Source organism: Burkholderia sp. MSMB1826, assembly GCF_001526325.1.
Taxonomy (GTDB): Bacteria; Pseudomonadota; Gammaproteobacteria; order Burkholderiales; family Burkholderiaceae; genus Burkholderia.
Map to the genome: position 1 here is coordinate 100,788 of NZ_LOYN01000057.1, position 11,881 is coordinate 112,668.

8 protein-coding genes are annotated in these 11,881 nt (G+C 64.1%); 3 read left to right on the forward strand and 5 right to left on the reverse strand.

Annotated elements, in window-relative coordinates; translation table 11 throughout:
- Window positions 1-22 precede the first annotated feature (22 nt).
- From WS95_RS30630 to WS95_RS30640, 3 genes are all read right to left on the reverse strand, one after another.
- A complete protein-coding gene (locus tag WS95_RS30630) occupies window positions 23-2,908 on the reverse strand; it encodes a beta-propeller fold lactonase family protein (protein WP_059827826.1) in 2,886 nt (961 codons plus the stop codon).
- A 269-nt stretch (window positions 2,909-3,177) separates the two neighbouring features.
- A complete protein-coding gene (locus WS95_RS30635; RefSeq protein WP_059827828.1) occupies window positions 3,178-5,112 on the reverse strand; it encodes an SMP-30/gluconolactonase/LRE family protein in 1,935 nt (644 codons plus the stop codon).
- Window positions 5,113-5,563: 451 nt separating this feature from the next.
- Window positions 5,564-6,871: a dicarboxylate/amino acid:cation symporter gene (locus tag WS95_RS30640; RefSeq protein ID WP_059786353.1), complete on the reverse strand. Its 1,308-nt coding sequence runs from the start codon at window positions 6,869-6,871 to the stop codon at window positions 5,564-5,566.
- Between the two features lie 579 nt (window positions 6,872-7,450).
- Here WS95_RS30640 and WS95_RS30645 point away from each other — a divergent pair.
- The 3 genes from WS95_RS30645 to WS95_RS30655 are packed head-to-tail and all read left to right on the forward strand — an operon-like array spanning window position 7,451 to window position 9,927.
- Window positions 7,451-8,605, forward strand: a complete 1,155-nt coding sequence (locus WS95_RS30645; protein ID WP_059827831.1) for a glycosyltransferase — start codon at window positions 7,451-7,453, stop codon at window positions 8,603-8,605.
- Window positions 8,602-9,162 carry a hypothetical protein gene (locus WS95_RS30650; protein ID WP_059786608.1) on the forward strand — a complete coding sequence of 187 codons (561 nt, stop codon included), beginning with the start codon at window positions 8,602-8,604 and terminating at the stop codon, window positions 9,160-9,162. The genes WS95_RS30645 and WS95_RS30650 overlap by 4 nt, the downstream gene beginning before the upstream one ends.
- A 24-nt stretch (window positions 9,163-9,186) precedes the next feature.
- Window positions 9,187-9,927: a polysaccharide deacetylase family protein gene (locus WS95_RS30655; protein WP_059786348.1), complete on the forward strand. Its 741-nt coding sequence runs from the start codon at window positions 9,187-9,189 to the stop codon at window positions 9,925-9,927.
- Window positions 9,928-10,047: 120 nt separating this feature from the next.
- On the opposite strand, the gene WS95_RS30660 is transcribed toward WS95_RS30655, so the two are convergent.
- A complete protein-coding gene (locus WS95_RS30660; RefSeq protein WP_082747037.1) occupies window positions 10,048-11,295 on the reverse strand; it encodes a DUF3443 domain-containing protein in 1,248 nt (415 codons plus the stop codon).
- A 5-nt stretch (window positions 11,296-11,300) separates the two neighbouring features.
- Window positions 11,301-11,792 (reverse strand): DUF2844 domain-containing protein, encoded by a 492-nt coding sequence (locus tag WS95_RS30665; protein ID WP_059827833.1) that lies wholly within the window; start codon window positions 11,790-11,792, stop codon window positions 11,301-11,303.
- Between the last annotated feature and the right edge of the window lie 89 nt (window positions 11,793-11,881).

The window sequence follows — 11,881 nt, forward strand, 5'->3', positions numbered from 1 at the left end:
TCCACCTCGACCGCCCGAACGATCAATCGTCGTCGCGGCTCGCGACCTTCTGCGTCACACCCCGCAGCTTCGGATACGGCCGCGCGCCCATCATCCCCTTCCACAACACGCGGTTGAACTGATCCGCCGGCACTTCGTCGGCATCGTCGAAGTCGAACTTCGCCGTCACCTTCGCCCAGTACGCGGCGTCGTGCGTCGGCGTGACGTCCGGGCCGGCCGCGTATTGCAGCGCGTTCTCGCCCGCCGCTTCGGCCACGCGCAACCCGGTGCCCTTCAGCGCCGTCGACGCGACGGCCGTATAGCTCCACGACACCGGACCATGCACGTCGAACACGTCGGTCATCGGTCGCTGATACGCGGTATTCAGGTTCATGTGTTGCGTACCGAGCACGTCCTCGATGGTACGCAGCGCGTTGACCTGGCTGTAGCGCGTCCGGATCACCGCGCCCTGCTTCACATACGGCCCGACGATGTACGCGGGCCCGCGGTGCGAATCCACGTGATCGGGACCGTCCTGCACATCGTCCTCGGTTACGACGATCAGCGTGTCGTTCGCATAGGGGCTCTTCGCCACGGCCTCGACGAGCCGGCCGACGGCCAGATCGTTGTCCGCCTGCTGCGTTTCCGGCGTATTCACGCCGGCGAACGCCGTGCCGAACGCGCCCATGTGATCGTGCGACAGACGCACCAGCGACAGCGTCGGCAGGTTGCCGCTCGCGACGTACAGGTCGAACTCGCGCTTCCACTCGTTGAGGCGCCACTGATCCGGATACGTCTGGTCGAAGCCGCGGAAGTACACGTCGGTCATCGGCGCGAGCCGAGGATCGAGCGCGGCGGCCTGCACGACACCGGCCGCATGCGGATCGACGATCGGGTTCGCGGCCGTGCCGATGCTGCCGACGTTGTTCACGAGGAAGCCGTAGTTGCGGACGGTGCCGCCGCCGGCCAGCACCGCATCGAAGATGTAGCCGCGCTGACGGCCGAACGGCGCATCGGACGACGCATGGTTGCCCGTGCCGGGCAGCAGGTTCGCCGCACCGCCCGGCAGGGCCGCCGCCGCGTTGCTGTAGTTCGTCGTGCCGGCCGGGCCGGCCACCGCGTCGCGTTGCTGCACCGTTTCCCAGTTGACCGGCACGCTGCGGTTGGTGCCTTCGCTCTCGTACGACAGGCCGCGATTGACCGCCGCGTAGTTGATCTGCTGGGTGATCGTCTCCGTGTTGGTGACGCGCCCCTGCAGCGCCCACGACCAGCCGTCCATGCTGCCGTCGCCCGGGTTCATGAAATTGTCGAGCGTCACGAACTGGCTCGCGAGACGATGGAAGTTCGGCGTGATGTTGCGGCCGAACTGGGCCAGCCGCGGATCGCCGTCGGCGCCGTTGCCGATGTCGCCGAGCACCTGGTCGAACGTGCGGTTTTCCTTGACGACGTAGATCACGTGCTTGATGTGACGGCGCAAGAAGCCCATCACTTCGTTGTCGCGGTCGTTGTCTTCCGGACGATAGAAGTTGTTGCGGGCCGCCTGCTGCGTGAGCATCGGCAGTTCATGGGCCGCCGGCACCGGCGCGCTCACGAGCGACGCGCGCTCGAGCTGGAACTGATATTCGTTCGACGCGTGCGACGCGGCTGCCTGCGCCGGCGTTGCGCCGAACAGGTGATCCGGGTTCGGGCCGGTCGTGCTCTTGCCGTTCACGACGTACATCCACGTGCCGTCGGCGCTGAACGTCACGTCGTGCGGCTCGAACGCGGTGGGGATCAAGCCCGTGACGCGATACGCGCGCTCGCCGACGAGCGGTATGACGGCGATTTCGTTCGCGCCGGCGTTGGTCGCATACAGCGTGCGACCGTCGCGCGACAGCGTCACTGCGTACGTTGCCGCGCCCGTATGCGCCTGGCCGTGCGGGAGCACGCCGGCCGGCGCGCGCGCATCGATCCGGTTCACGACCGCGTTGCTGTCGGTGTCGATCACCGCGACCTGGTCGGCGTTGTCCTGCGCGACGAACAGCCGCGACTGCGATGCGTCGAGCGTCATGCCGAGCGCGTTGCCATCCAGCTTGATGCGTTTCACGAGGCGGCCATGCGACGGCGACGACACGTCGACCGCGACGATTTCGCGATCGCGATCCGACGATACGTATGCGATGCCGTTGCCCTTCATCGCGACCGCGAACGGGAACGTGCCGCCGGCATCGCCGCTACGGCCTTCGTTACCGGAGAAGAACGGACGCAAGTCATGCTCGTAGCGCACGCTGCCGGTCGCGGTATCGATCACGCTGATCGAATCGTTGTAGTTGTTCGCGACGACGAGCGTCTTGCCGTCGGCCGACAGCGCGAGACCGGCTGCGTTCGGCTGCACGCGAATGCCGACGCCCTTGCCGCCGTGGCCGAGCGCGATCGTGGTCGATAGCGCCCACGCGCCGCCGTGCTGCGCATACACGTAAACCGCATCGTCGCTGCCGCCGGTCGCATAGAGCTTGCTGCCGTCGTGCGAAAACACCAGGCCGACGAACGCGTTGGTCTGCTGAAGCACTTGCTTGAGCGCCGGGCGCGTCTTGTTCGCGCCCGCGACGTCGTACAGGAAGATGAACTGCGTCGACGCTGCGGTATCGACCGAGCCGTCCGGCTTGTACAGCGAGTTCTGACCGGCGGTGATGATCGCCAGCGTCTTGCCGTCGGGGCTCAATTGCGAGCGCACGGCCTCCCCCGCGACGAAATGCGGATAGGCCGTCAGCCCGGGATTCAGAAATTGCCGCACCGCGCCGCGCACGACCAGCGGCGTGACGAACTGGCCGCTCGGCACGCGGGCGGCATCGGCGGCGTTGAACCCGTCCGCATATGCCTGCGATGCAAACAGCACGGCCGACATGATCGCGCCGAGCCGGAGCGCGCGCTTGACCTGGATATTTTTCATAGGAATCCTCTGTACTGGTGGGGGCGAGTATCGTCTGACGTGTCCGGCATGATCCTGGCGTCGTCTGGCCGTATCGCGCAGCGGCGGGAGCCCGTACTATCGATCGAAATACGGCGCGTCGGCGATCGTCGACGTGCGGGAATTACATCGCCACCCAATGTCAAGCACGTGACCGGTTCCATTGCGGCCCGGACAATTACACATCGTTACAGCGAAGGCGTTTCGATGACAGCCATCGTATTGTCACCGCCGAGATCGGCGCATGCCCGTCACGGCGTCCACCGATACACGGTGATGCTGTTCCCCTTCACGTTGTTCTTCATCACCACGTACTCGCCGTTGGACCGACGGTATGCGCGGATGCTGTACATCGCATCGATCGCGCTGCTGGTGTCGACGGTCGCGGGGCTCGTGTTGATGAGCGTCGTGTCGAGATTGCCGGTCGTCAGATTGAACGCGTCGACGTTCGGCCACAGCGGCCCGCTGCTGCTGAACCAGTAGCCGACGAACAGGTGGTTGCCCGCCGCATCGATCGATTTCGCGCCGCTGTGCGGCAGCGTGATCACCGGGTCCGGCTTCGTCGTATTGCCCGCGCGCCAGCCGTGATACACCTCGATGCGCGTGCCGATCGACGTCCAGTCGTTGCTGCCGAGCGCGCCCTGCGCGAGCACCATCGTGTCGCTGTCCGCGAGATAGACGATGCGCGTGAGCGGCTGGATGCTGGCCGGAATGCGGGTCGCGACGCCCGGCCCCCACGACGGCTTGCCGTTCGCGTCGAAGCCGGTCAGTGGGTAGTGCGTGATCGCGCCGGTCTTGTCGAGGCCGGCCCATACGCCGCCCTGGCTGTCGAGGCTGAAGCCGCCCGTCACGCGCTGCGTCGTGTTGAACGCCGGGCCCGGAATCGAGCCGTCCGGAATCGCGATGTAACCGTTCGCCGCATTAAAGTGATAGAAGTAGAAGACCGGCGGATTCTGGCCGGCCGCGACGAGGATCCGGTTCGCGCCGACCGACGTGAGCAACCCGAAGTGTTCGTCGCGCTGCGTATCGCTCATGTTGATGCGCGGGTCCGACGGATACGTGAACGGATCGACTGTGTTCGCGACGAACTTGCCGCCCGCGCTGCCGCTGTATACGTGCGTGCTGCCGTAGAACAGCGCGCCGTCCGTGACCAGGTCCGGCGCGGCGATGCCTTCGAAGTTCAGCGACTGCAGCGTCCAGCGCAGATTGCCACCGCTGCCGTACGCATGAATGTCGGTCGCGCCGTTGCGGCCGAGATCCCAGCTGCCGCCCCACGGGTTGTTGAGCACATAGAGGTTGCCGCCGCTATCCTTGCCGATCCCGACGATGCGCGTGAAGCGTTGAGGGCCGACCTGCCCCTTGATGCCCGTCGTCGTGTCGAGATAGCCGCCGCGTACGCCGAACGTGCCGGCCAGCGCGGGCCGGCCCGATATCGAATAACGCTTGATGTTCTGGTCGGGGCCTTCGTCGCCCACCAGCAGTTGCCCGGCCGCCGCATCGACATACAGCGCCGACGGGTGCGAGCCGGCCGGCATCCGGATCGTATTCAGCAGCGCGCCGGCCGGGCTGAAGCCGACGATCGAGCCCGCATTCTTCTGCGCGACCCACACGTTGCCTGCGCCGTCCACCGCGAGTGCGCCCGGCGCCGACACGTCGATGTCCCGCTGCCACACGCCGTCGGTGGTGAACACGCGCACGCGATTGCCGTAGAAATCGCTCGCATAGAGCAACGAGCCGGCCGTCGCGAGCCCGGTCACGACGTCGATGCGCGGCTGGTTCGTCGCCGCGCTGATCTGGATGACGCGGTCGCGATACTTCGTCGCGCGGTTGTAGCGCCCCACCGCGCCGCTGCCGTACGTCTTGCCGGGCTGCAGCGCGACGAACAGCGACGTCGCGTTGCCGGTGATCGCGCTGCCCTGGAATTCCGAATGCGCACCGATCGAGCCGATGCTCTTGCCGTTCTGGTAGATCGCGACGCCGCCTTCATCCTCGTCCCACATCGACGCCGTGTAGATCACGCCTTCGGGCGCGACCCACATCGACCGCGCGACGTTGCCGACATGGGCGGCGAGCGTGCCGTAGGTATTGGCGATCCAGTCGGTGGTATTGCCCGCATATCCGGCCGGCGCGATCGTCGCAATCGCGGCGGCGAGCAGCACGGCCCGAATCGGTTTCCGGTCGACCATGGCGGATGCTCTCCTGAATGGTGGCGTCATTCACATGAAGGGGCGGCCGGATGGTTTGAAAATCGGTCGCGCGTAAATACTTCCGCTGAATCATCCGGCCCGGTCGGTATTACATCGGGCACGCATTCGATAGTCGGCCACGCCGAGCATAACGTCATATAAATCGAAAAAAATTGCGGGCCGCCCGAACAGGCGCGTGCCTCCGGTGCAGTGAACGTTCACTCACGGCAGGATTCGATATCGGGAAAATCCGGCTTTTGCCTGCGGGAATAACGCCGCTGAGTCGGTGCGACGTATCGATATGGCAAAGGCGGATAGAACGAAGGGTTGACTCGGCGAATCGGGCGAATCGCCGGATGCGGCCGCGGGAACGACCGGCGGAGCGTGTCGCGCGCCGGCCGGAATCCATGTCGAATCCCAGCCGGCTCGCATCAGTTGCCAGGCGAGGACATCATGCGGACGTCGCCGTCTCCCGCACTTGCGCCTGCTCGAGCCCGGCGTCGCCATCCGAATCCGCCTCGTCGCGCGGCTCGCCAAGCTGCCCTTCCCACTTCGCGACCACGGCCGCCGCGATCGAGTTGCCGACGGCGTTGGTGGCCGAGCGCCCCATGTCGAGGAACATGTCGACGCCCATGATCAGCAGCAATCCGGCTTCGGGCAGGTTGAACTGGTTGAGCGTCGCCGCGATCACGACCAGCGATGCGCGCGGCACGCCCGCCATCCCCTTCGACGTCACCATCAGCATCAGCAGCATCGTGATCTGCGTGCCGAGCGGCAGATGGATGCCGTACACCTGCGCGATGAACAGCACCGCGAACGTGCAGTACATCATCGAGCCGTCGAGGTTGAACGAATAGCCGATCGGCAGCACGAAGCTCGAGATCTTGCGGTTCACGCCGAAGCGGTCGAGCGCGTCCAGCAGCTTCGGATACGCGGCCTCGGAGCTGGCCGTCGCGAACGACAGCAGGAACGGCTCGCGGATCAGCCGCAGCAGCGTGAACGCACGCTTGCCGAGGAACGTCACGCCGGCCAGCGTCAGCACGGCCCACAGCAGCGCGAGCGCCAGATAGAAGCTCGCCATGAACTTCGCGAACGTGAGCAGGATGCCGAGCCCTTCGGTCGTGATCGTCGACGCCAGCGCCGCGAACACCGCGACCGGCGCGAACCCCATCACCGCGCCCGTCACCTTCAGCATCACCTGCGCGAGATCGTCGATCACGGCGGTCAGTCGCTTGCCCGCTTCGCCGAGCGCGGACAGCGCGGTGCCGAAGAAGATCGAGAACACGACGATCTGCAGGATTTCGTTGTTCGCCATCGCTTCGGCGATCGACTTCGGCACCAGATGCACGACGAAATCCTTCAGCGTGAACGCGCCGGTCTTCAGGTTGAGCGCCGCATCGGACGGCGGCAGCGGCAGGCTCAGGTGGCTGCCCGGCTGCAGGAGCGTCGCGGTCAGCAGGCCGAGCAGCAGCGACGTAAACGACGCGATGAAGAACCAGCCGAACGCCTTGACGCCCACGCGACCCACCGCGCTGCCGTCGCCCATCTGCGCGATGCCGACGGTCAGCGTCGCGAACACCAGCGGCGCGATGATCATCTTGATCAGGCGCAGGAACACATCGGACAGCAACGACACGTAACCGGCGACCTCCTTCGCCATCTTCGGGTCGGGAAACGCGCTGTGGCAGGCGTAACCTACGGCGATGCCAAGAATCATCGCGACAACGATGTACTTGGTAATGTTGTGCTTCTTTTTCATTAGTGATCCAAATTGCAAAGCGTATGTTGCTAACGGCTGGCCCATCATTCGCGTCCGGCTGCGAATCGAAACCTGTGTCTCCAAGCGGGCGACTTGTCCGCTTCGGGCGATCGCCTGGGCGGACAAGGGGGGGCATTCTAACGCAAATGGTGGGCCGGCTTTCAAATCTGAAAGCGACATCGGTTGATTTGCGTCCTGGTGTCGCCGCAAAAAGGATCGTGTCGCCGGTCCGGCCTGCTTTCGGCGCGCTCGGATGCCGGGGAATTCGGGTTGCGGGAAGGTACCGGTCGGGACCGCCGTGCCGGTCGCGATCGCCGGAGATCGTCACATAGGAGACGACACGATCCAGCGATCGCGACACATTCGCACAAAGATGCGCAGACCTCGACACTACGTCACGTAAACGATCTGTAATATTTGGAAATGATTGGCGTTGACGCCATGTCTTGACGTCGACACGCAATCTCGAGCCGGAGACGCGACATCGCGTTCGCGTCATTGCTTCCGTTCCATCAGGTCGAGCCCTTCATTTCATCAGTAATCCTTGTAAATGAAGGGCGGAGAGAAAGCGGCATCGTGATGAACATTCTGTACACCAACTTCCACGGCGATTATGGCGGCGGCCAGGACACCTACGTTCGCGATCTCGCCGTCGCGATGAGCCGCCATCACCGCGTGACCGTGGCGTCGCCGCAAGGCAGCCGCCTGTCGCGACTGCTGAAGGACAGCCCCGACGTGGGCATCTTCGACATGGAATTCAAGCCACGCTGGAACCGGCTGTGCCGGGAGATCCTGCGGCTGCGTCGATTGATCGTCGCGGAGCGCTTCGACGTGATCCACGTGAACGGGTCCGCCGATCACCGGCAGGTGATGCTGGCGCTGCTCGCGTGCCGGTATCGACCCGCGGTCGTGCTGACCAAGCACAACACCTATCGCGCCGACAGCTTCGGCAACCAGTTGCGCGCGCGGCTGGCGACCGACCATACGATCGCGGTCAGCGACTACGTCGCGAGCATGCTCGCGCTGCGCTCGCCGTACGACAACGTCACGGTCGTCAAGCACGGCGTGCGCCGGCCGGCTGCCGAACGACTCGCGGCCGACGAGATCCGCCGCCGCAAGATCGCGCTGTTCGGCGCGGCCGGCGCGGATGCGATCGTGCTGGGCAGCAGCGCCGGCACCGCGCCCGAAAAAGGCTGGATGGACCTGATCGCCGCGCTCGGCCGCCTGCCCGAAACCGAGCGCGAGCGGTTTCGCGTGCTGCTGGTCGGCGCGGAACCGTCCGGCGAGCAGCGCGCGCAACTCGCGCGGCACGGCATGGCGTCGCGCACCGCGTTCACCGGACGGCTCGACGATGTGCAGGCGCCGTTCTCGATCATCGATGTGTCGTTCGTGCTGTCGTACCACGAGAGCCTGTCGTACGCGTGCCGCGAAGCGATGTCGCTCGGCTGCCCCGCGATCGTGACGCGCGTGGGCGGGCTGCCCGAGAACGTCGAACCGGGCGTGGACGGTTGGGTCGTCCCGCCGCGCGAGCCCGCGGCGATCGAAGCGATCCTGCGCGCGATCGTGCAGGAACCCGGCTGCGTCCGTGCGATGGGGCGCAGCGCGCGGCTGAAAGGCAAGCGTGAGTTCTCGTTCGACGCATTCGTCGACGCGACGTTGTCCGTCTATCAGAAATCGGTTCGACACAACCCGTACCGCTGGGCGACCTCCTTGAGATCCACGCAATGGCGATGAATATCTGGAAGAAGTACTGGGACCTGCGCACGCAGGAATGTCCGTGCGACGTGCACTTCGTCGAATGGCTGGAATCCGTGCGCCTCAAGGGCATCCGCATCTATCACTTCGGTACCGGCGGCCACCACCACGTAGGCGTCGAATGCGCGCGGCCGCATCTGAACAACACCGTCTTCGGCGTGACGGCATCGCCGAAGGAATACAAGTCGTACGTCGATCTCGTCACGCGGCAGCCCGAGGTGAGCAAGACCTACCTCGCGTATTTCGGCGACATCTATACGAGCAATTCGAGCCTGCTGCCGACGTTCGACGCCGTCACGCTGTTTCATCCGTGCGAGTTCCGCGACGAAGCGAACAGCCGCTACGGCGCGAAGACCGACGAAGCGGTGCTCGACCTGTTCGCACGTCATACCGCGCCCAACGGCCACCTGCTGTTCTACAAGGGCTCGTCGGCCTACCGAAAGGCCGAGCCGATCATCGCGCAATGGGCCGCTCGTGCCGATTTCGCCGAGGTCGGCGACTTCAAGTCCCTGCGGATTTTCCGCAAGGCCGCGTAACCCCGCTTTCCTGCGATCCGCCCGATGCTTGCGCACACCCCACGCTATCCGATCCTGATGTATCACCAGATCCGCCCGCTGCCGCCGCCGAGCGACCGGCTGCGCAGCCTGAGCGTCGCGCCCGACGCATTCCGCCGCCAGATGACGCTGTTCAAGCGGCTCGGCTACCGCGGCCTGAGCGTGCGCGAACTGCAGCCGTACCTGCGCGGGGAGCGGCAGGGCAAGGTCTTCGGCATTTCGTTCGACGACGGCTTTCTCAACGTGCTGACGCATGCGATGCCCGTGCTGGACGCGCTCGGCTTCACCGCGACCTGCTACTTCGTCGCCGGCCGGTTCGGCGGCGCGAACGACTGGGACGCGGGCGCCCCGACCGCGCGCTCGCCGCTGATGACGTGCGCGGACATGCTCGCGTGGCGCGATCACGGCCACGAAATCGGCTCGCACACGCTCGATCACGTCGCGCTGTCGCATGTGTCTGCACCTGTCTCTGCGTTTCAGTTGACCGAATCGAAGCGGCAGCTCGAAATGCTGAGCGGCCAATGCGTCGAATCGTTCTGTTATCCGTACGGCGATCTCGACGCACGCGTGCGCGATCAGGTCATCGCTGCCGGCTACGACAATGCGACGACGACCCGGCGCGGATGCGCAGGCGCGGCCGACGATCCGTTTCTGTTGCCGCGGATTCCGGTGGCGGGCGGGGTCGGGGCGGTGAGGCTGTGGTTCAAGTGCATGAAGGGGCGAATAACAGGGTGCGCGCTTGAGTAGATCGACTGGACGAGCCGGTGTCACCCCGATCCAATACCCATCTCCTTCGGCGACTCAATTTCCAACCGATTGCAGATCAATGACAAGTATCTTGATGGGTTGCCGGCCCGCCTCAAGGCATCAGTATGCGACGTAAGGCGCAGAGCCGCCTTCCGCCGAACGATCCAGGCCAAAATAGATCGTTCGACCGTAAAAATATGGCAGCCCGAGATCTAGCCAAGAGGACGAGCCGAAGTGACCTGCGACGTCATTGAATGCATATGTTGAACTCCTCGAGAACAACGTATCTGCGTTAGCAACGGACAGGGAAATCATGCTCACTGTGCCGTCGAGCCCAACCAGAGTCGCAGCATAGGTGGTCGTCGTTGACGGGCAGTAGAATTGCGTGTTCTTGGCACACGCAATCTGCGCCGAGTCATCGAAGAAATTCGCATTTGATCCAGTATCGAAGAACGCGGCGACCTTTCTGGAAAGGAACGCTCCTGGCACATCACCCGTCGTCGTTGACATCAGCTTCGTGGTGGCGCCGAATGCATTGTTGCCTTGAGTGCCGATGCCAAAAATCAACGAGCCCGTCACGCTTTCCCGACCGTCTTCCGAAATCTGCGGCATTTGTACAATCACGCCGTTGTTGTCTGCGGCGAACTGACCGACAGGATTGCTGATCTGTTGCGATAGCGGCACGGTGACTTGTACGCAGCTCGAGTTTCCGTCCGCGCACGAGTAGTAGTTGCTCAACGACGCGACCTTCACACAGGGTGCACCACAATCATAGGGCGCCGGACCAATTCCAAGAATACCGTTTGCACCAAGAGCCGTGGCCGAGTTCGCAGCTTCATTCCCGTTTGTACACGAACTTGGCACGTTGTCCGTGGCAAGATCGCCGATGATCTGCACCGGCAAGGAACTCGCACGTTCATCGCCAATGGAAAGGTCAATCGTTCGAACCGTGCCCCACGTATAACTCGAAACGAACTTGCCGCATTCGGAAAGCGTCGATCCGTCGTTTGTAGTCGTTTTAGGCAGGCTGTCGATAACGCTTGGAATTGCATCACGTACGATCCGCAAGCCATACGATGCGGTGTCAACGAGCACATTGGACACCACCTGGCAGCGTGACGTTCCGGGCGCACAAATCTTGATGTTGACGGTCGGAATGTTGACGACGCGTGCAACGCCTCGCGCAACCGTAACGATTGCGGTATTTCCGGTGTTGCCGTCCGATGCGCCAGAACTACTGGCGCCCGTTTCGCCGGAACCTGAATCGCCGCCGCCGCACGCAACGAGGAAAGCCGCCGAGACGGTCATCAAGCTGAATATGCTGAACCACCGGACGACCGTCCGAAAAATGCTCATGATCATTTTCATGGGAGTTACAGGATATCGTTGCCGGTCAGGCCGGGCGGAAGCGCGGGCGGCAACCAGGCTTGCCCGGAAAATGCCCCCATGTGCCCTCCTGTCTTGATCACGAGATTGCGCGCCGAAACAGATACCGGCGTACGCCAGCCACGAAGTGCATGCGCGACTTCCACGCCCGCGCTGTAATCGCGAAGATAACCGCCGAGCAACGACCCGAGATCGGGAATCGTCGGCCCTTGCCACGCTATGCCGAAGACGATTCCGTCGCCCAATGTGTATTCGCGAATCACGGTTCCCGATCCGAGCGTAGTTTCACGGACGATGTAAACGGCTGGATTCGCCGTCAGGCCATCGGCCGCTCGATTCGCAGGCCGCATCACACGCACTTTCGCGGCCTGATCGGCGGCGGGCAGCGATATCGGTGCGCCGCCCAGTTCGGCATGCGCATGTGACGTTGCCAATCCCGCGATGAGCGCAGCGGCGTATGCATAGCTAATCGACTTCACATTTCCCTCCCGAGCAACACCCGCGTATGACGGTTCGGGACGCCTCCGCTGCGAGTGCGCTCCCTTGGAATCAAGTAACCCTCGACGCC

Coding starts and splice junctions, on each gene's coding strand:
- WS95_RS30630 (WP_059827826.1), bottom strand. CDS start 2,908: ATGAAAAATATCCAGGTCAAGCGCGCGCTCCGGCTCGGCGCGATCATG.
- WS95_RS30635 (WP_059827828.1), bottom strand. CDS start 5,112: ATGGTCGACCGGAAACCGATTCGGGCCGTGCTGCTCGCCGCCGCGATT.
- WS95_RS30640 (WP_059786353.1), bottom strand. CDS start 6,871: ATGAAAAAGAAGCACAACATTACCAAGTACATCGTTGTCGCGATGATT.
- WS95_RS30645 (WP_059827831.1), top strand. CDS start 7,451: ATGAACATTCTGTACACCAACTTCCACGGCGATTATGGCGGCGGCCAG.
- WS95_RS30650 (WP_059786608.1), top strand. CDS start 8,602: ATGAATATCTGGAAGAAGTACTGGGACCTGCGCACGCAGGAATGTCCG.
- WS95_RS30655 (WP_059786348.1), top strand. CDS start 9,187: ATGCTTGCGCACACCCCACGCTATCCGATCCTGATGTATCACCAGATC.
- WS95_RS30660 (WP_082747037.1), bottom strand. CDS start 11,295: ATGAAAATGATCATGAGCATTTTTCGGACGGTCGTCCGGTGGTTCAGC.